Annotated in this window: 17 protein-coding genes and 1 pseudogene; 7 read left to right on the forward strand and 11 right to left on the reverse strand. The window is 70.8% G+C overall.

The annotated features are described in order from the left end of the window. On the reverse strand, positions 1 to 356 hold a 356-nt coding region (locus GT354_RS46855; RefSeq protein WP_202513084.1), incomplete at its 3' end, for a pentapeptide repeat-containing protein. 679 nt (positions 357 to 1,035) lie between these two features. On the opposite strand from GT354_RS46855, the gene GT354_RS46865 reads away from it, so the two are divergent. Next, positions 1,036 to 1,230 carry a hypothetical protein gene (locus tag GT354_RS46865; RefSeq protein WP_161363794.1) on the forward strand — a complete coding sequence of 65 codons (195 nt, stop codon included), beginning with the start codon at positions 1,036 to 1,038 and terminating at the stop codon, positions 1,228 to 1,230. Positions 1,231 to 1,454: 224 nt separating this feature from the next. Here GT354_RS46865 and GT354_RS46870 read toward each other — a convergent pair whose 3' ends face one another. The 4 genes from GT354_RS46870 to GT354_RS46885 are packed head-to-tail and all read right to left on the reverse strand — an operon-like array spanning position 1,455 to position 5,117. After that, positions 1,455 to 2,663 (reverse strand): ABC transporter permease, encoded by a 1,209-nt coding sequence (locus GT354_RS46870; protein WP_346012493.1) that lies wholly within the window; start codon positions 2,661 to 2,663, stop codon positions 1,455 to 1,457. After that, complete coding sequence (locus GT354_RS55365) at positions 2,660 to 3,400, reverse strand: ABC transporter ATP-binding protein (protein WP_346012494.1); 741 nt, start codon at positions 3,398 to 3,400, stop codon at positions 2,660 to 2,662. The genes GT354_RS46870 and GT354_RS55365 overlap by 4 nt, the downstream gene beginning before the upstream one ends. Then, complete coding sequence (locus GT354_RS55370) at positions 3,397 to 4,548, reverse strand: peptidoglycan-binding protein (RefSeq protein WP_346012495.1); 1,152 nt, start codon at positions 4,546 to 4,548, stop codon at positions 3,397 to 3,399. Before GT354_RS55370 ends, GT354_RS55365 begins: the two co-directional genes overlap by 4 nt. Next, positions 4,545 to 5,117, reverse strand: coding sequence for a hypothetical protein (locus GT354_RS46885; RefSeq protein ID WP_161363800.1), 573 nt, complete (start codon positions 5,115 to 5,117; stop codon positions 4,545 to 4,547). Before GT354_RS46885 ends, GT354_RS55370 begins: the two co-directional genes overlap by 4 nt. Before the next feature lie 183 nt (positions 5,118 to 5,300). Here GT354_RS46885 and GT354_RS46890 point away from each other — a divergent pair, with 183 nt between their 5' ends. Further along, positions 5,301 to 5,960, forward strand: coding sequence for a response regulator transcription factor (locus GT354_RS46890; protein ID WP_161363802.1), 660 nt, complete (start codon positions 5,301 to 5,303; stop codon positions 5,958 to 5,960). Then, positions 5,957 to 7,138: a HAMP domain-containing sensor histidine kinase gene (locus GT354_RS46895; protein WP_161363804.1), complete on the forward strand. Its 1,182-nt coding sequence runs from the start codon at positions 5,957 to 5,959 to the stop codon at positions 7,136 to 7,138. Before GT354_RS46890 ends, GT354_RS46895 begins: the two co-directional genes overlap by 4 nt. A 1,122-nt stretch (positions 7,139 to 8,260) precedes the next feature. Here the strand turns inward: GT354_RS46895 and GT354_RS46900 are convergent. Then, positions 8,261 to 8,824 carry a TetR/AcrR family transcriptional regulator gene (locus GT354_RS46900; protein ID WP_161363805.1) on the reverse strand — a complete coding sequence of 188 codons (564 nt, stop codon included), beginning with the start codon at positions 8,822 to 8,824 and terminating at the stop codon, positions 8,261 to 8,263. 105 nt (positions 8,825 to 8,929) lie between these two features. On the opposite strand from GT354_RS46900, the gene GT354_RS46905 reads away from it, so the two are divergent. Beyond that, on the forward strand, positions 8,930 to 9,853 hold the full coding sequence (locus GT354_RS46905; RefSeq protein WP_161363807.1) for an NmrA family NAD(P)-binding protein: 924 nt from the start codon (positions 8,930 to 8,932) through the stop codon (positions 9,851 to 9,853). Positions 9,854 to 10,089: 236 nt separating this feature from the next. On the opposite strand, the gene GT354_RS46910 is transcribed toward GT354_RS46905, so the two are convergent. Next, complete coding sequence (locus GT354_RS46910) at positions 10,090 to 11,472, reverse strand: carotenoid oxygenase family protein (RefSeq protein WP_161363809.1); 1,383 nt, start codon at positions 11,470 to 11,472, stop codon at positions 10,090 to 10,092. 111 nt (positions 11,473 to 11,583) lie between these two features. On the opposite strand from GT354_RS46910, the gene GT354_RS46915 reads away from it, so the two are divergent. After that, positions 11,584 to 12,201: a PadR family transcriptional regulator gene (locus tag GT354_RS46915; protein WP_161363811.1), complete on the forward strand. Its 618-nt coding sequence runs from the start codon at positions 11,584 to 11,586 to the stop codon at positions 12,199 to 12,201. Positions 12,202 to 12,960: 759 nt separating this feature from the next. Here the strand turns inward: GT354_RS46915 and GT354_RS46920 are convergent. Further along, positions 12,961 to 14,058: a winged helix DNA-binding domain-containing protein gene (locus tag GT354_RS46920; protein ID WP_161363813.1), complete on the reverse strand. Its 1,098-nt coding sequence runs from the start codon at positions 14,056 to 14,058 to the stop codon at positions 12,961 to 12,963. Positions 14,059 to 14,404: 346 nt separating this feature from the next. Continuing rightward, on the reverse strand, positions 14,405 to 14,674 hold the full coding sequence (locus GT354_RS46925; protein ID WP_161363816.1) for a hypothetical protein: 270 nt from the start codon (positions 14,672 to 14,674) through the stop codon (positions 14,405 to 14,407). 119 nt (positions 14,675 to 14,793) lie between these two features. Between GT354_RS46925 and GT354_RS46930 the strand changes: the two are divergent. Further along, positions 14,794 to 15,009, forward strand: a pseudogene (locus GT354_RS46930) (HTH domain-containing protein); the annotation flags it as partial. Positions 15,010 to 15,035: 26 nt separating this feature from the next. Here GT354_RS46930 and GT354_RS46935 read toward each other — a convergent pair. Next, the gene (locus GT354_RS46935; protein WP_161363818.1) at positions 15,036 to 16,631 is read right to left on the reverse strand and encodes an MFS transporter; all 1,596 of its coding nucleotides are present in this window, start codon (positions 16,629 to 16,631) and stop codon (positions 15,036 to 15,038) included. 410 nt (positions 16,632 to 17,041) lie between these two features. On the opposite strand from GT354_RS46935, the gene GT354_RS46940 reads away from it, so the two are divergent. After that, on the forward strand, positions 17,042 to 17,722 hold the full coding sequence (locus tag GT354_RS46940; protein WP_346012496.1) for a TetR/AcrR family transcriptional regulator C-terminal domain-containing protein: 681 nt from the start codon (positions 17,042 to 17,044) through the stop codon (positions 17,720 to 17,722). 292 nt (positions 17,723 to 18,014) lie between these two features. Here the strand turns inward: GT354_RS46940 and GT354_RS46945 are convergent. Then, positions 18,015 to 19,079, reverse strand: a 1,065-nt coding sequence (locus GT354_RS46945; RefSeq protein WP_161363822.1) for a serine hydrolase domain-containing protein, incomplete at its 5' end; no start/stop codon positions are given.

Here is a 19,079-nt window from a genome sequence, read left to right on the forward strand (position 1 = left end):
CGGGCGTCGGCGGAGAAGGTCGCGCCGTCGAAGCGGGCGTCGGCGGCGAACGTGGCGCCGTCGAACCAGGCGTCCGCGACGAACGTCGCGCCGCCGAACCGGGCGGTACCGAGGTGAGGGCGGGCGGTGGTCGGATCCAGGAAGGCGTTGAGAAGCGCGGCCAGGAGGGGGTCGTCGAAGGTGGTACCGCGGTGGTCGACATCGGCACCGGCGCGCAGGCCTGCGAAGTAGGCGATGCGGTCGGCGGGGTCGAGGTGGGCCAGGCACCGGGTGTGCCCGCTGACGTGGACGCCTCGGCAGCCGACCGGGTCGGTCGGGCCGGCTCCCTCGGCGCAGTACGACCACGAAGGCGGCATGGGCGAAGGTGCCGGAGGCAACGTCATGACAGCGGGGACGCCCCGGAGTGAGCCGGCGGTTGCGGACCGGGACGCCCGGCAGTGGTCTCCGACGCACCTTCGGATTCACTGATATTTCCGATGGCCAACGCACTGACATACGTCGCCAGTTCGCTGACATCTTCACCGCCGACTACACAAGAGCGAATCGGCCGACCTGCCCCGGATCCGACGTTGAGCCTCACCTTCGACCGGGACGCGCGGAGTTCCTTCCGACGGGAACACCGCGCGCTCGGCCGAACGTAACACCGGACCCGACATCCGAACTCACTTCCACCGCAGATCGATCGCGTCCAACGCCGCGGCCCGCTCCGGCGGAAGCTTCGGCCGCCGGGACCTGGTGGTGGTCACCCGCACCCCCAGGCGTACGTCCTCGGGCCACCCGTCGAACGCGACAACGGCAGGGACCTCAAGGTGCCCGACCCGCTCCCGATACGCCTTCGCCGCGCTCCACGCGATCCCGAACGCCTGCTCCCGACTCCGCTTGGGCCTGGACCCGCCAAAGTCGCGAGCACGTGGAAGACACCACGTTGCTCCAGCTGCCAGTACCGCAAGCCTTTGACCGCCCGTACGCCTCGTCGGCGGTCAGCCACGCGAACGGCTCCCGCGCCGCCAGGGCGTGGCCGATCATGGTTTTGGCGTGCTCGATGTTCGTGGACGCCTGGTGGCGGCGACCCTCAACCCCGACTTCGCCACCACCCCCGGGTACTACCGCCCCTACGGCTTCGACCTCACACCCCTGAACCCCCGCGACACGCGCGAGGGCGCACCGGTGCGGCCGAGCAGTCGCATCGACGAGGAGCCCCTCGATCTGCTCGCCCACCCGGCCCGGTAGGGCAACGCCCGTCACGTACCGCTCACCCACGCACACCCGTGAAACGCCCCCGATGAACACCGCGCGCGCCACGCGCTTTCGCGGTCGCCACGGCGCTCCACGGCCTCGACGGTGAACGTGTCCGGGGGGCGCAGCGTCGACCCACCGAGACCGAAGCCCTGGTACACCGGCTCCGGACGTCGGTGGGCCGACGGTGTGACGCCGTTGCCGGCGTGGATGGTCGATCAGACTGCGCGCAGCGCCTCGGTGGGGGACATGCGGGCCGCGCGGGCGGCCGGGTAGATGCCGGCGATGGTGCCGGCTGCGAGGCTTGCCGCCAGGCTGCCGGTGACGGCCGTGCCCGGGACCACCACCGGCCAGGCCCGGTACACCGCGTAGCCTGCCGTGGCAATGGCGCCGAGCACCGCGCCCGCGACGCCTCCCCCGAGCGACATGAGTACCGATTCGGTCAGGAATTGGATTCGCACGTGTCGGCGGGTGGCACCCAGAGCCCGGCGCAAGCCGATTTCGCCGCGTCGTTCCAGCACCCCGATCACCATGACGTTGGCGATGCCGACGCTGCCCACGATCAGGGCGACCGCGCCCAGGCCGACGAACAGACTGGTGTGTACGCTCTGCGCGGCGGCTCGCGCGACCAGGGCGTCGGAGGGTCGGCTGACGGTGACCGCGCTCGGCTCGGCGGGGTCGGCGGTGGGGGGAAGTTGCCCGACGAGGGTGGCGACCGCGTCGTCGTCCGAGCGCTCGTAGATCCTGGTCGGCCGCCCTTCGGAGCCCAACCGCTCGACGGCTACGGGGAAACCGACCAGCGCCGAGGCGTCGAGCGACGGGTCCAGGACGGAGGGGGCCAGGACCCCGACGACGGTGAACCACTGCCCGGCCAGATACACCTGTGGGCCGTCCCGCGCTTCGGTGACACCCAGTCGGCGGGCGGCGACCGCGCCGAGCACCGTGGCCGGGTATCGCTCGGTGGCCGGGTTGAGCCAGGTGCCCGAGACCACGGTCAGTTGCAGGGTGTCCGGCAGGTTGAGGCCGGCAGCACGGATGGTCAGGCCGCCGGTGGCCGCCGCGGCGATGTGGTCGTTGCGGTAGATCGCCCCGTCGACCGCGCCGACGTGCGCGACCTGCCGCACGCCGGGCAGTCGTGCGATCATCGCGGGCGCGGTGACCGGAAGGCCTGCCTGGTCCCCGGTGACGGTGTGACCGGGCTGGACGGTGAGCAGGTTGGTGCCCAGCGCGTCGATCCGGGCGAGCAGGCGGGCCTGGCTGGACGCGGAAATCCCCAACACGGCCACCACACAGGCGATTCCCAGCGCGATGCCCAGGCCGGAGAGCACCGCTCGTACCGGTCTGCCGCGCATGCCGATCAGGCCCAGCGGGAGGACGTCCGCGGCGCGTACGCGGGCCTTGGGCAGCCGCGTCGTGGTCGGCGTCACGGGCCCACTTCCATGCCGAGCCGGTCGCGTTCGTCGGCTTCGATCGCCCCGTCGCGGATCCGCAGCCGGCGCGGGAGTCGCGCGGCGAGGTCCGCGTCGTGGGTGATCACGGCGATGGTGACGCCCTCCTCGTGCAGGGCGTGCAGCAGCGCGACGATCTCGGCACCGGCCCTGCTGTCGAGGTTGCCGGTCGGCTCGTCGGCGAGCAGCAGGGCGGGACGTCCCACCAAGGCGCGGGCGACGGCGACGCGTTGGCACTCACCGCCGGAGAGTTGACCGGGCCGGTGTCCGGCGCGATGGGCCAGTCCGACCCGCGTCAAAGCCCCGGCGGCGCGTTCACGGCGTTGTCGCGCGGACAGTCCGGTGTAGAGCAGGCCGGTGGCGACATTGTCCAGTGCGGTGAGGGCCCGGGTGAGGAAGAACTGTTGGAACACGAAGCCGATCCGGTGGGCCCGCAGGGCCGACAGGTCCCGGTCGCCCATGCCGGTGACGTCTCGGCCGTCGATGTGCACGGTGCCCGAGGTGGGCCGGTCGAGGGTGCCCATGATCTGGAGCATCGTGGTCTTGCCGGATCCCGAGGGGCCGACGATGGCGACGAGTTCACCGGTGCGCACGGTCAGGTCTACGGCATGCAGGATTTCCAGGTCGCCGTGCCGGCGTGTGACGCCGACGAGTTCGAGGACGGGCGCGGGCGCTGGGGCGTCTGTGGGCGAGGGTGCGGGTGCGGGTGCGTTCACGGTGTCGGCACCTGCACCTGGATCCCGGCGTCGATGCCGGGGCCCGACACCTCCACCCGTCCGGAGGTGAAGAGTCCGGTCTGTACCGGTGTCGGGCGCTGTCCGTCCGCGTCCACGACGGTGACGACGAAGCCGCCGACGGGGCTCGCGGTCAGGGCCTCCACCGGGACGCTGAGCACATCCCGCCGGGTGTCGGCGGCAAAGGTCACCGAGGCCGATCCCTCGGTGAGGCCGCCCAGTTCCGCCTCGCCCGCCGTCAAGGCGATCTCGACGGCGACCCGGCCGCCGCACACCGCGCCCTGGCATCCGGGCGTGGCCGTCCGGTTCGCGGACGCGGTGCCGTCGCCTGTGCCGCCGGCCGGGGGATCGGCGGCGGTGCCGACGGAGGCGACGCGTCCGTGCACCGTGCGTCCGCCGGACAGCAGGACCGCGACCGACTGCTCCTCCTGTACGAACGAGCGGCGCTCCACGGGGACGTCGACCAGGACGCTGTGCCCGGTACCGGTGCCGGAGACCACGGTCTCGCCCGGCTGGGTTCGTTGCCCCGCCAACGGTTCGACCGCGCCCACCCGGAGGGCGCCGGGCGCGACCACCGCATCGCCCGCGGCGATGGAGCCCGTCTCCTCGACGCCCAAGGCGTGTTGCCAGCGTTCGACGACCCGGGCGGTGGTCGCGGTGTACGTGTCGTCCACCTTCAACTCGCCCGCCGTCGAGAAACCCGCCGCCAGGAGGTTCTCCTCCAACTGCCGTACGTCGGCGCCCGCGGACCCCGGATCAAGGGGCCGGTAGAAAGGCACGCTGCCGTACATCAACGGCACCGGACGCTGGTCGACGGCGTACACGGGACCGCCCCGCTCGATCACCTCGCCCGGCCGGGGCACCCAGGTCACGGTGCCGGCGCGACCACCGACGATGCGATACGTGCCGGTGTAGCCGAGTCGGCCATTGGCCTGGAACGTGGCGACCAAGTCCCCGCGCGTGACGGTCTTCGTCGGCGACGTCCGGACATCGTGTTCGGCGCGGTCCTCGGTACCGCGTTCCGGGCCCACGATCATGAACCACGCCGCACCGGCGACGCCGGAGGCCGCGATCACGACCACGCAGGCCCGAACGGCGCGGCGCCCGGCCGAGGGGGCGTCGGCGGTCACTTCGCCCCCACATTGTCGAACATGCCCGAGTAGGCGGGCGGGAGTTGGCCGCGACAGGCGTCCAAGGAGGTCTTCCACGCAGGGGAATTCATGGTCTGTTTGTCCAGACGCAGGGCGTTTCCCTGCTCCGGGGTCGGGTCCGCGATGTCGACGCCGTGTTCGCGCATGCAGCGGGTGAACGGCAGGAGGTCGGCGGTGTTCTTGCCCTGGACGCCTTGGGCCTGCACGGCGGCGTCCAACGGCTTGCGGCATTCCTGGCGTGCCTTCTCGTATTGCGGCTCGCCGCGTTTGCCCTGCTCGTCGATCCGGGGCAGCCCCTGGTCGTCGAACTGCGGGTCCTTGAGGTCGTATCCGCGTTCGCGCATGCAGGTGGTGAAGGACACGGCGGCGGAGCGCACATGGCGCGGGCCCGGGGACGCGCTCGACCCGGATGCCTTGTCCACGCGGTTGTTGCCCTCGCCGGCACAACCGGCGGTCGCGGCGGCGATCACGGCGACGGCGGCCGTGGCGAAGAGCCTTTTCGAGCGGTCTCGCCCGGCGTTCGACCCGGGGCTGTTCGATCGTCGCATGTCGTCTCCTTGACTGGGCGATTCGGCGATTCGGCGTCGCCCGGCGGATGCGCCTTCACGGGCGGCCGGCAGCGGCTGCCGGCAAGCCGGGCGACGTCGAGGAGCCTGCACGGAGAGACGTCAACACAGGATGTGCGCGAATGTTGAAGTCCCGTTTATGTCCCGGGCGCTAGGTTGCCCGGCATGCGCGTTCTGGTGGCAGAGGATGACGACGTGTTGGCCCATGCGCTCGCGCGCGGCTTGCGTCGCCACGCATTCAGCGTCGATGTCGCGTTGGACGGGGCGCAGGCGCTGATGCGCGCCGCGGTGACCCGTTACGACGTGGTCGTTTTGGACCGTGACCTCCCCGAGGTACACGGCGACGAGGTGTGCCGCGAACTGCTGGCCGCGGGCACCGGCAGCACCCGCATTCTCATGCTTACCGGCGCGGCGACCCTGCGGGATCGAGTCGACGGACTCAACCGCGGTGCCGACGACTATCTGGCCAAGCCGTTCGCGTTCGACGAGTTGGTGGCGCGCCTCCACGCGCTCGTGCGCAGATCGACGCCGGCTCGCCCGCCCGTGTTGCAACGGGCCGGCATCAGCCTGGATCCGGCGCAGCGCGTCGTGCAGCGCGACGGGCGCTTCGTGCGCCTGTCCCCGAAGGAGTTCATGGTGCTGCACGTCCTGCTCGGCGCGGACGGGGCGGTGGTCAGCGCGGAGGAACTGCTCGACCGGGCGTGGGACGAGCACGCGGACCCGTTCTCCAACAGCATGCGCACCACGGTGGCGACCCTGCGTCGCAAACTCGGTCCGCCCCAGGTGATCGTCACCGTCGTCGGCGCCGGATATCGGGTGCCGTGACCGGCACCGACGACGCACGCCCCTGCCGGGTCACCGCGCGCACCAGGCTGAGTCTGTTGTACGCGACGCTGTTCGCGCTCTCCGGCGCCGTACTCAGCGCCGTCGTCATCACGATGACGTTCGCCCCGGGCAATCCGCCCACGACGACCAGCGGGCAAAGTGTCTCCTACCTGCCGAAGTCGGCCGATCCGGCCCAGGTGGGGCTCCGGGCCAAGCAGGAGGCCAGGCGCGAACTGCGAGAACGGCTGCTGGTCACGGCGGGGCTCGGAGTCGCGGGCATGACGCTCGTATCGGCGGGCCTGGGGTGGTTGATGGCCGGTCGGGTCCTGCGCCCCGTGCACGCGGTGTCCGGGGCGGCCCGACGACTGTCCCGGCACGAGTTGCACCGGCGGATACCGGTGGCCGGCCCGCACGACGAGATGCGGGAACTGGCCGAGACGTTCAACGCGATGTTGGCGCGGCTGGAGCGGGCGTTCGCCGCCCAACACCGCTTCGCGGCGAACGCCTCGCACGAGTTGCGCGGACCGATCACCACCATGCGGACCCTGGTCGATGTCGCCGCCGACGTCGCCGCCGCCGATGTCGCCGCCGACGTCGCCGCGTCGGCGACCGGCCCCGGTGTCCGGGACGAACTCCCCCGTCTGGTAAACGACTTGCGGGGACAACTCGACCGTCAACAGCGCCTGGTCGACGGTCTCCTCGACTTGGCCCAGAGCGAGAACGGCGCCACCACGATCGGGCCCGTACGGCTCGACGAACTCGCCGGCGACGCGCTCGCCCGAGCGGCTGCCGCGATCGACGAGCGCGGCATCAGCGTGTATCGATCCTTGGAGCCGACCCTCGTCCAAGGCGACCCCGTCCTGCTCGAACTCCTCGTGGACAATCTGATCCGCAACGCCGTCGACCACAATCGGGGCGGGCTGTTGCGCGTCACCGGCTCGCCCGGGCGCCTCGTTGTCGAGAACAGCGGCGCCGAGATCACCCCGGCCCGACTGACCGAACTACGCGAACCCTTCCGCCGAGGCCACCGCGACCGGCTGCACGGCGGCGGAACGGGTCTTGGCCTGGCGATCGCCGACGCGGTCGCGGCCGGCCACGACGCCACCTTGACCATGACCCCCCGATCCGGCGGCGGGGTACGGGCCGAGTTCACCCTGCCGCCCACGACCGGGCCGTGAGTAGGCGGTGTGGTAGCGGTGTTTCGGTCGACACCGCCGGATCGAAGACGCGAGTTCGAGCTCCACCCCGCCCGGCCGGGACCTGTACGTCCACCGCTTGCCCGGCGTTCGCGACTGGGAGCCGCTCAAGTGCTTCACCCTGGACGGCGGGCGTTACGTGTGTCAGAGCGGCCGGGTGCTGTCGGAGGTCACCTGACGCCGTGCAAGGCCGGATTCCGGACGACCGCTCGGGGCACGACACCGGTGGTGGTCGCGGGCGCGCCGACGGCGCATCCGGAGCCCGACGAGGGGCCGGCGGCGCACACGGCGGCCGAAATCGAGGCTTTCCAGGCCGAGTTCTGCGGGAGGACCGGTCCCACCTCCGAACAACGCGAGACGCGGGCGTCGGCGTTCCGGAGGGCGTCGCGGTGGACGAATTCGACGGCCCACCCAACGGGCAGGGCTGGTCTGCCCCGCTTCGGTCTGCCCCCCCGCATCACGTTTCGTGAGCGGGCCCGCGATGCGCTGGAGCGCTACCAGCGGCGGACCGGGCGCCTGCCGGCCCGGATCCGGGCCGTGGTGCGGGACCGGCGGAGCACCTCCGTCGACGCGGGCGCGGCCGGTGCGTGCGAGGGGGCGTGGGTGTGGGCGGGGCCGGGCAGGCCCGGTTGCGGGAGTCGACGTGGGCGGCATGTCAGTCCGTACAGTGATGTCGTTCGGGTCGGTGTCGGCCTGGATGGGGTGGTGGAGCGGGATGACGTCCTGGACCTCGTCGACGGGTGGGACAGGGGTACCGGCGCAACCTTGAGCAAGACCCGCACGCCGTCGAGGCTTCCGCCGGCCTCGGTGTGCAGTCACACCGTCGCGAGTATGCGTTGCCGGTCCGGAGACGACCGCAGGGCGAAGTACTCGCGTCCGGTGGGGAATTCGCAACCCGCAGCCCGCCACCGGCGGCACCACCGACATCCACGGCTACAACGAGCGCGCCCTGTTCGACTACGACAACGCCGGCTGCCCCGCCCCCCGCGGCGGCCGCACCACCCTCGCCACCCCGGGCGCCTGGTTCGGGCCCTCGGATTCGACGCCTTCGAACAGATGGCCTCCGACGGCTGTCAGGGCTGTGCCGGTCGTATGGGTGAGTGCTCAGGTGCCGTTGGCGCCGAAGCCTGCGACGGCGAGCCGGAAGGCGCGGTCCGCCTGCATCGTCGGGTCGGAGTACTTCTCGGTGGCCAGGGCGATTCCGACGATCAGTATGAGCAGATCGTCGATGGTGATGTCCGCGCGGACGGTCCGGTCGTCGATGGCCTTGCGTAGCAGCAAGGCGCCGGCTGCGGCGATGGTCGGCGCACAGGAGTCCTGGTCGGCCTCGTCCTGGAGGGGCTGGTAGCAGAGGACGTCCGCCAGACCGCGCGCGGCGAGTGAGTAGGCGAGCAGCTCACGCAGCCATTCCACCAGCGCGGAGCGGCTGTCGTGCTCGCCGCAGAGCGTGTGAGCGCGATCGCACAGGTCATGGACGCGCTGTCGGAAGACGGCTTCGAGTAGGGCTTTGCGGGTGGGGAAGTGGCGCCTGACGGTGGCCGATCCGACGCCTGCGATACGGGCGATCCGCTCCAGGGATGCCTGGGCTCCCTGGGCCGCCACCTCGGCCTCGGCCACGGCGAGGATGTGCGTGTGGTTGCGGCGGGCGTCCGAGCGCTGGCCGGTCATGATTTCCCCAACGTTGATTAGTGGCGGGCCCCGCCGTATTGTAGCGAACACAAAACGGCGTGCCCCGCCGTTTTTAATGTGTGTGACCGCTGAGGAGATGTACACATGACCACTGGCGAAACACCGGTTCTCGTCGCCGGTGCCACCGGCCGTCAAGGCGGTGCCACCGCCCGCGCCCTGCTCGCGCGGGGAATACCGGTGCGTGCCCTGGTGCGCGACCCGAGCACGCCGCGTGCGCGCGCCGTCGAAGAACTCGGCGCCGGCCTGTTCGTCGGCGATCTCACCGAACCTGCGACCCTCGAGGCGGCCGTGGACGGAGTGCGGGCCGTCTTCTCCGTGCAGATGCCCGCGTACACCGAGCAGGGGTTCGACTTCGCCGGCGAGGTCAGCCAGGCCGACAACCTCATGACGACTGCGCGGGCCGCCGGCGTGAAGCAGTTCGTCCAGTCCTCCACCAGCGGCGTGGGAGCGCACGTCGAGGCCCCGGGCTGGGCCGAAGGACGGTGGGCGGTGATGGAAGCCCCGCTCGGCACGAAGGCTGCGATCCAGGACCGGCTGCGCGAACTCGACTTTCCCTACTGGACGTTGCTCAAGCCGTCGTTCTTCATGGAGAACTTCGAGCCGGCCATGCGGTTCTACTTCCCCCGCGGTGTCGAAGGGGGCCTGGTCACCGTCGTCAAACCGAGCACGCACCTGGCACTGGTAGCGGCCGAAGACGTGGGCCGAGCCGCGGCGGCCGCCATCTCCGCCCCCGCCGAGTTCCACCGAGTGGAACTGGAGCTCGCCGGCGATTACCTGACCATGACCGAAATCGCCGAGATCCTCTCCCGCGCCATGGGCGTCCGGCTGACGGCCCCGGACATGACCGAGGAACAGGCCCGCGCCGCCGGCATGGGAGACATGGGCGCCACGCACGAGTTCCTGGAGGTTGTCGGCCAGCCGGCCCGGCCACGGTTCGCTCGTGAGCTGGGCATCGACCCGACCGGCTTCGAAGAGTGGGCGCACGAACATCTGCGGACCGCCACCTGAGCACGGCGACACGCCGGCGTCGTGTCGCCGTGCGCCCGCCAGACGGTTGCGAAGTAGGCCGCGTGTTCGGCGTGTTCGGCGTGCTCGACCAGCGCCCGGTGGATGCCGGCCGCCGAACTCGGCATCGGGCGAAACGAGGGCCGCGGACGGCGAGGATCACGGTGTGCCGCCGGCCGACCGGGACCGGTGCGCCTTGTTCTCGCGCACTCGGTCACCGGCCGGCCGCTGTCCGGTGGTTATGCGCCGATCTCGTTGTCGGCTATCCAGTTGCCGTGGAATCCGAAGGGCACGCGTCGCGGCAGGCGGACACGTGCCACGGGGGCCGCGGTGATGTCGGCGGCGTCGAGCACGACCAGTTCGCCGCGGTTGGTGTTGCCGTCGTGCACGACCGAGAGAATCCAGCCGTCGTCCTCGGATTCGGCGCCGGGCCGCGCCACGAACGTCGGCTCCTGGGTCGCTCGGCCGGGTCCGAAGTGATGGGTCGTGGTCTCGCCGGTCGTGGTGTCGAGCTTGACCAGGGGCCCGGGTTGGAAGCTGCCGCCGAGGTCACGGTCGATGTCGCCGGACAGGCGCAGGCCGTCGGGACCGACCGCGCCGAACCAGCCGTAGCGGTGGGGGTGTCCGACTCGATCCGGGTTGATCCGGGGCCATTCGACGCTGTGGTCGGAGACGATCTGCTCGCGGACGGTTCCGCGGTTCGGGTCGATGGTCCAGCGGGCCAGTGCGGGCAGCGCGTCGGCGGGGCCGCGGAACACGTCGCGAAAGACCGTGTCGTGGCGGACGACGTCCATGACGATCGAGCCGTCGGGGGCGTCGTACGCGTTGAGGACGTGGAACACGTAGCACCGCGGCGCGTCGATCCAGGTGAGTTGGTCCGCGGTTCCGCCGCGGGGCAATACTCCCACCCGCGAGGGGTGTTCCTCGTTCCAGCGCATCGGGAGCGCGTCGCCGTGTTGCGGTGTTCCGGCCTTCAGGCGGTCGACGGCGTCCGTGGACAGGGTCACCGGCAGATCGAGTACCACGACGCGGGTGGCGGTCATCGCCATGTCGTGGACCATCGGCACTCCGCAGACCGGCAGTTCGGCGGTGTGCGTCGCTTTTCCGGTGGCGTCCAGGACGACGTAGCGCAGGTGTTGCGCGCCGGGCCGGATCAGGTAGTTGACGGAGTGCATCTCGCCGGTGGTCGGGTCGATCTTCGGGTGGGCGGTGAAGCCGTCCTGCAAGGCTCCGTCGGCGTCCCAGGTCGCCATCCGATTCAGATCGGGGGCGATCGACACCGGTGCCCCGCCTCCCTCGACGAGGGCGAGGAGTCGGCCGCCCTGGGCGAGGATGTTGGTGTTGGGGGACTCCTCGGGAACGTCGCCGTGGACGAATCGGTTGCGGTACCACTCGGCGCGTCCGTCGCGCAGGCGGATCCCGTGCACCATGCCCCGACCGACGAACCAGTGGTGACCCCTGCCGGTCTCGTCGGGTCCGGTGGGGTTGGGGCCTACGCGCAGGTAGCGGCCGTTCAGCTCGGGGGGCAGCGTCCCGGTCACCGGCAGGTCGTCGACGCTGACCTCGTCGGAGATGGGGGCGAAGTTGCCCTTCAGATACGGGTTGTGGTTCGTGGTGGTCACGGACGACTCCGATCGTCGGGTGTGAAGGTGCAGCCTGTACTGTTTGAATCGTCCAAGCCCGGCGTCGGCCGTGCAATGCCGGGATTCAGACCGTCCGGATCGGGGCAAGGAATGCCGACGTTCTCCGCAAGCGCCTATGTCGTGCTCGGTCTGCTCGAACAGTCGGGTTCCGCGACGCCGTACGCGCTCGACTGCGAAATCCGGCAGAGCGTCGGGCACTTCTGGGCCTTTCCGCGGTCCCAGATCTACGCGGAGGCCGCGCGGCTCGTCCGGCACGGACTCGTCCTGGAGGAGCGGGAGAGCGTCGGGCGCCGACGCCGGACACTGTCGCTCACCCCGGCCGGGCGGGACCTGCTCGCCCGGTGGCTCGCCGGCCCGGCCGACGACCCCACGGAGATCCGCGACGAGGGCCTGCTGCGGCTCTACTTCCAGCAGGACGGCTCGTCCGGCGCGGCGCAGATTCAACGCCTGGCCGCGCAGCGACTACAGACGCACCGCCGCAAGCGCGCCGAGTACGAGGCGATCCTCGCCTCGGCTCCGGCCCCGGACGAGCCCGCACCGAATCCCCCCGGGCTCGGCCTGAGGTTCCAGCCCCCACAGGCCGCCGCCTTGGCCTACGGTCTGCGCTTCGAGCAGATGGCCATTGCCTTCTGGACGGAGATCACCGAACACGGCGCCGACGTGGTCGACCCACGCGTTCCGACGGCCGAGACCGACAGCCCCCGGTGATCGAGCGTTCGTCGTCGTGGCCGAATCCCCGTCCGTCGCGAGCGATCCGCTGGTGCGGTTGTCCCTCGTCGACGCACGCGCCGCCACGGCTTCGACCGCAGCCCGTTCACACACGTGTGCGCGTCCAGGATCGTGCCCGGCACCCGACAGCACGGCCGCGACCGCTGGCGCATCGGCGGGAAGAGCGACTACGGCCCCGTCCACCGCGTCAAGGTCACGGGCCCGCGGGTCACCGCGGCCGGAGAGACCAGGGCCACCACTCACCCCGAGCCGGGCCCGACACCACCGTGCCGGTCGTCGGCGGCGCCGGTCCGGGGACCGCATCTTCGTGAGCACTGGTTCCTGCGCCGCCGGTCGGTTCACCGACCGCCACGCAGCAGACCTGGAGCCGGGAGTCGAAGCCTGGCATCGTGGCTGCCACCACTGTGGCCGGTTCGCCCTCGCGAGCCGCCGTGGACCTCCTCGCCAGGGCCGTCATCCAGACCGCCCCCGCCCGTTCGGACAGCCGGCTCACCACCGGCCGGCCCCGCACACCTGCCTCCGGCCGGCCCGCACCGGCGGGCCGCCGGACTCTGCGAAGCGCTCGGGCTTGTCGGCCGGCGAATCGACGGACGTGCCCGGTTCGCGGTCGATACGTATGGCCTTCTTCAGCGCGTCGGGATCGCGGCCGGCCGGGTTCCGGCGCTGGGCCGGACGGGCGAGCCCGGCGCCGCGACGGGTGGGACGCTCGGCAGGCCGCCACGAAGCGTCCCGTTGTTCTCAGGTGAACGCGACCCCCCGCTGGGCCGCTTCAGGTGCGACGAAGGGGAGAAGTCGCTCGGCCTCGTCCAGTACTGCCTGTGTACTCGCCTGCGACAGCGGCCGGAAGGGGGAGACGAGCAGTACGGAGCTTTTCACCGACCAGGTGCCGTGGACGAAGCCGTCAACGAGGAAGGTGGGCCGCACCATGGCCTGACCCGGCATCACCAGCTTGCGGTCTGCCTCGCTGATCACTCGCGTGCGGTCCGTGTGCCCGAGGAGGACATTGTCGAAGGCGGGCAGAAATCGCACGGGGGCGGGCAGGTCCGGGTCGGCGAGCGGCGCGTCCGGCAGGTCGAAAAGCTCAGTGCCCCGCTCGTCGTGGAAGACGCGCAGCTGTGACCGCAGCCCGTCGAGAGCCTCACGCAGGCGGGTCAGCCCCGACCATGTCTGGATGTCCCGCACGCCGGCCGGGCCGAACGCCGTCAGGTAACGGCGGATCATCGTCTCGACTCGTGGCGCTGCCATCGGTCGGCCGATCCAGTGCTCCGCGAGGGTGATGGCGATGTTGGGGCGGTTGCCCCAGGCACCCCAGGCGCCGGTGTCCGGGGCGTGGACCATCGGTACCCGCAGCTCCACCGCCCCCGCGAGCACGCGGCCGTCGCGGCCCGGGAAGCGCTCGGCGAGCGACAGGGCGAGCTTTCGCCGAGGCAGGGTTTGACCGGCCATCAGCTCCCGACCGGCGTCGGTGAGCTCGGCGATGGTCAACCCGGCGGTCTGCGCCGCGAAGTACCGCGCCCGGGCGGTGCGGTCCAGGACGGGCTGGACGACGGGCCGCAGCCAGCGGAAGTCGTTGCCGGCGATCAGGTGTTGGGTGCTGCGTAGAGCTGCGGAGCGCACCACGCGCCCGTCGCGGAGCAGTGCCGTCAGCTCGTCGTGTCGGAAGTCGGCCAGCCGGGTCCACAGCCCCACGTAAGGCCAGTTGGGCTCCTGCCCCTGCAGGGCGACAAGGTGTTCGACGACGTCGAGTACCGGGCGGGAGGTTCGGGCGGCCAGGAACTGTCGCTGGAGCAGTGTCCGGTTCAGAGTGCGGGTGGACAGCACGGAGGCGTTGGTCATGTGGTGCCGGTTCTCCTTGGATGGCGGGGACGTCAGCGGGAGCGCGCGTCGCCTCCGGGTGTGACGGGCGACGCGCTTGGATCCTCAGCCTGCGACCCGGACGGAGACGTTGCCCTTGTAGGTGCCCGGCTCGGGGAACCGGTCCTCGTGGTCGCCGACCCGAGTGGCCGGCGCGCCGCACAGCGCGAAGCGGCCCCGGCGCCGCCGCCTCGACCGCCGCGTCGAACCGCTCTGCGCCGACGTTGTCGAAGAACACGGTGAGGCCCTCGGGGGGCCAGGTCCCGCAGATGATCGAGGACGGGGCCGTCGTGGTAGTCGAACGCCGCGTCGAAGCCGAGCTCGTCGATCAGGTAGTCGATCTTCGCCTGGCTGCCCGCACTGCCGAGCACCTTCGCGCGCCCCGGCACTCGGCGATCCGTCCGGCCGGCGACCCGACGCCGCCCGCCGCGCCGGAGACGGGGACGACATCGCCGACACCGGCCTTGGTGATCTCGGACATCCCGTGGTAGGCGGTGGGCCCGTGGCCGAGGTGATGCACCGGGCTCGACATGTCGGTCCGGTGGTCTGCCACCAGGGGCTCGGCCGACTGGGCTTCCCGCCTCGTGCTGTCGGTCATGATCTTCCTCGTATCGATCAGTCGGCGCGTTCGGCCCGGGCTCGTGCCGCTCCTGTGAGACCCACGCTATGAGGCATAGCGGTCACTTCCCGACCTCAATCGCCGCCGTCCTGGAGGGCATGGCGAACACAAGCTCACGGACTCTGCGGCTGCTGTCCCTGCTCCGGACCCACCGGCACCGGCCGGGCGGCGAGTTGGCCGACAGGCTCGGGGTTTCCGCGCGCACCCTGCGGCGCGACGTCGACCGGCTGCGCGAGTTGGGCTACCCGGTCGAGGCCAGTCGCGGTGTCGACGGCGGCTACCGGCTCACGGCAGGCGCCGCCCTGCCGCCGTTGTGCTCGACGACGAGGAGGCCGGTGGCTCAGGCGGTCGGTGAGGACGCGACCTGCGGGTCGAGGGAGGCCGCCGCCTCGCTCTTGGTCGGTTCGGCTCCGCGACCGCTTCGCAGGAGCGTTCCCACCAAGACGGCGGTCAGCGCCATGAGAACCGCTGCCACGAGCGCGATCACGCGCATCTCGCGGGCGAACGCCTCGAACGCGGCGTCGCGCAGCATCCGCCCGGTCGCCGGCGGGACGACGGCCGCAGTCTCCACGGCGCCCCCCAGGGTGTCCTGGGCGTCCCGGATCTGCCCCGGCGACAGTCCCGGGGGCGCGTTGTCCTGGAGACTGCCCCTGTAGATGGCCGTACCGACACTGCCCAGCACGGCGATACCCAGCGCGCCGCCGAACTCGGCCGCGGTCTCGGAGAGCGCCGACGCGGAACCGGCGCGCTCGGGTGGCGCCGCGGCCAGGATGAGGTCGGTGACCAGAGCGAAGACCGCACCGACACCGAACGCGGTGACCGCATTGGGGACCAACAGGTGCCAGACGCTCGCATCGGCCTGGATCCGGCACAACATCAGGTATCCGACGCCCGCCACGGCCAGCCCCAGCGCGATCACGTTGGGTTTGCCGATCCTGGGAGCGAGCGTGGTGCCGAGCGCGACACCCACGGGCATCACCACGAACCCGGGCAGCGACCACAGCGCCGACTCCAGCGGGCCCATGCCGAGAACGAGTTGCAGGAACTGCGAGGAAAACAGCCCGAATCCGACGAGACCGAGCATTACGAGCCAGTTGGTGGCGAGCGAGACACTGAACGCCCGCGACCTGAACAGTGCCACGTCGAGCATCGGATGCTCGATGACCCGTTGGCGCTGGAGGAAGACCGCCCCCACGGCCGCCCCGGCCAGGCTCACCGCAAGGTGCGTCCACGAGAAGCCGCTCTCGGCGATCTTCTTGATCCCGTAGACGAAACCGACCACGGCCACCAGTGACAACGCGGCGCCGGGGAAGTCGAAGCGACCGGGCCTCGGGTCGCGGAACTCCGGCAGCAGCAACGGGCCCAGGGCCAGAAGCAGCAGCATGACCGGCACGTTCACCAGGAACACCGAGCCCCACCAGAAGTGTTCGAGGAGCGCGCCGCCGATGATCGGGCCGAGTACTCCGCCGCCGGCGAAACCGGCGGTCCAGATGCCGATCGCGGCGCTGCGCTGGCCCGGGTCGTGGAACATGTTGCGGATCAGCGACAGCGTGGACGGCGCGAGGGTGGCTCCCGCGACACCGAGCAGCGCGCGGGACGCGATGAGCGTGGCGGGACTGGTCGCGTACGCCGCGAGTATGGACGCGACCCCGAACCCGACGGCGCCGAGGAGCAGCAGGCGTCGGCGGCCGACGCGGTCGCCGACGGTACCCATCGTGACGAGCAGGCCCGCGAGTAGGAATCCGTAGGCATCCATGATCCACAGCAGTTCGGAGCTGCTGGGTTCGAGATCGGAGCTGAGGAACGGCAGCGCCATGAACAGCACCGACATGTCCATGGCCACGAGCATGCAGGGCAGGACCAGGACGGCGAGGCCGATCCATTCCCGGGTGCCGGCTCTGGCCGTGCTCCCGGCGAGTTGATCGGGCGTCGACATGGGATCCCCTTGCTGCGGTCGCATCTTCGTGGCTGGCTGCGTACACAATACGCATGACCACTTACGACCTCAACGAAATAAACTACGCTCCCCGATCGCACGTTTCGACACGGGTTGGGGTGTCACCCCGCTAGGATTACGTCACGCATGAGTCCGTGTCGAAATGAAGGGAGGCGGCCATGTTCCGGTGCGCCTGGTGCGATGCGGCGATCCCCATCGGCGGGCGGGGGCGCCCGCGTGACTACTGTTCGCGATCCTGCCGCGCGAAGGCCTACCGCGCGCGACACCGCAACCGAGCCGCCACGCCCCAAGCGCCCACAGGTGTGCGGAAGTTCCCCACCACAGCCGCTGCCACGGAGGTCGCCGACGTCACGACCGAGTCCGGGAGCCAACTGTCCCTGGATCGCATCGTGCGTGCCGCCATCGCCGTCGCCGACACCGAGGGCTTGGAGGCCCTGCACATGCGCGCGCTGGCCACCCACCTCGGCGCCGGCACCATGTCGCTGTACCGCCACGTCTCGGGCCGGGACGACCTCATCGACCACATGGTCGCCCTGGCCCTGGGCGAAGACCCGCAACCCGGTCCGCCCCCGGCCGGCTGGCGGGCCGGACTGGAATACACCGCGCGCCGTGACTGGGCCCTCTACCAACGTCACCCGTGGATCCTGCGGTACGCCATGGTCGGTTCACGCATGCGCTGGAGCCACAACGCCGCGGCCGACGGCGAACGGGCACTGACCGCCTTCGACGGACTCGGCCTCTCCGCGCACGAACAGGCCACCCTGCTGCTCGCCGTCGTCGCCTTTACCCAGGGCATGGCACTGATCCACGTCAACGACGTGGAACTGACCCGCCGCACCGGCGTCACGGACAAGCAGTGGTGGGACGACGCCCGAAAGCACATCCCGACGCCCGAATTCGCGGACAACTACCCTCGCCTGGCCCACGCGTTCGGCGATCAGCCGCCGTTGACGGCCGCTCTGCAACAACGCTTCGACGAGGGCATCGAGAGCATCCTCGACGGGATCGGAGCACAACTCGCCAGGCGGGCCGAATGCGCCGGCGCGGCTACCGAAGCGAACGAAGCCTGAGCCACTTGGCCACCGTCACCGGATGCACCGAAAAGTCCCTGCCCGCCTGCGTGTTCGACACGCCGTCGGCGCAGCTCAGCACGTTCGACAACGCGGTGCCAGAGCCTGCGAGGACGTCGCCCGCCGCGACCGACGCACCAGCGTCTCGCGCTCCTCGTCGGTGATCACCACATCAACCGTCGGTCGTCCCGTACGCGCCGTAGAGCCCGACTACTTCTATAGCGGATCAAAGACTCCTCACTTTGGAGTACCTGCTGTCGACGTGTGGTTACGTGGTGACCGGGGCCTTCGCTCAGGAGCGGGTGGGATCCGGTGCGCACAGCGCGTCATCGATGAGCTTCTTCGTCGCGGCGTCGATACGTTCCTGTTTGGCTTCGTCGTTCTCGTCGACGCTGTTCTTGACGACCAGGACCGAGCGTCGTCCGTCGGCCGTGACGCCGTTCTCGCTGGAGAAGCCGAGGTCGTCGCCGCCGTGTTGCCAGTACACGCCGCCGCAACTGAGCGGCGTGTACTCCAGTCCGAGGCCGTAGCCGCGGCCGGGCTCGTCGGGGATCGGGTGGGTGCGACGCATCTCGGCAAGTTGGGCCGGGCGCAACAGCCTGCCGCCGAGCAGCGCGCTGAAGAACCGTTCGATGTCACTCGGGGTGCTGCCGATCGCACCTGCGGCGTCGGCCACGGTGTGATTGAGCACGGTGGTGTCGGTGGGCCGGGTGTCGCCCCGGAAGGTGTGCTGGGCCTGCGCGTGCGGATACGGGAGGAACGGATCGTCGCCGGGTACCTTCGTGTCGCGCAGCCCGAGGGGGCGGATGATGCGATCGCGTACTTCGTCGCCCCACGAGTGGCCGGTGGCCTTGGCGATGACCATGCCGACCAGGACGTAGTTGGTGTTGGAGTAGGACCATCCGGTGCCCGGTTCGAAGATGCTCGGCAGAGACAGGGCGGGGGTGATCAGTTCTTCGGGAGAGTAGTGCCGGAAGCGGTTCGCCCGGTATCCGGCCGCCGAGTACAGGCCCGGGAAGGCCTGCGGGACGCCGGTGTAGCTGCGGATGCCGCTGGTGTGGCCGAGTAGGTCTCGCAAGGTGATCCGGGTGCCGTCGTTGGTGCCGGTGACCAGTCCGGGCAGCCACTTGTCGACGGTGTCGTCGAGGGAAAGCCTTCCTTCGGCGACCAGTTGCAGGGTGACGGTCGCGATGAACGTCTTGGTAGTGCTGCCGGTGCGGTAGTTGCCGTTGTGCGGCATCGGGCGGCCGGTGTGCAGCTCGGCTTCGCCGCTGCGGGTGGTGACGGTGCCGGCGGGGGTGGTCGAGCGCACGGTGACGCCGATCGCGCCGGCTGCGTGGATGGCGTCGGTGTCGCG

The organism is Streptomyces sp. SID3343, assembly GCF_009865215.1.
In the GTDB taxonomy this organism is placed as follows: domain Bacteria; phylum Actinomycetota; class Actinomycetes; order Streptomycetales; family Streptomycetaceae; genus Embleya.

Coding starts and splice junctions, on each gene's coding strand:
- GT354_RS46935 (WP_161363818.1), bottom strand. CDS start 16,631: ATGTCGACGCCCGATCAACTCGCCGGGAGCACGGCCAGAGCCGGCACC.
- GT354_RS46885 (WP_161363800.1), bottom strand. CDS start 5,117: ATGCGACGATCGAACAGCCCCGGGTCGAACGCCGGGCGAGACCGCTCG.
- GT354_RS46905 (WP_161363807.1), top strand. CDS start 8,930: ATGACCACTGGCGAAACACCGGTTCTCGTCGCCGGTGCCACCGGCCGT.
- GT354_RS46900 (WP_161363805.1), bottom strand. CDS start 8,824: ATGACCGGCCAGCGCTCGGACGCCCGCCGCAACCACACGCACATCCTC.
- GT354_RS46915 (WP_161363811.1), top strand. CDS start 11,584: ATGCCGACGTTCTCCGCAAGCGCCTATGTCGTGCTCGGTCTGCTCGAA.
- GT354_RS46890 (WP_161363802.1), top strand. CDS start 5,301: ATGCGCGTTCTGGTGGCAGAGGATGACGACGTGTTGGCCCATGCGCTC.
- GT354_RS46920 (WP_161363813.1), bottom strand. CDS start 14,058: ATGACCAACGCCTCCGTGCTGTCCACCCGCACTCTGAACCGGACACTG.
- GT354_RS46925 (WP_161363816.1), bottom strand. CDS start 14,674: ATGACCGACAGCACGAGGCGGGAAGCCCAGTCGGCCGAGCCCCTGGTG.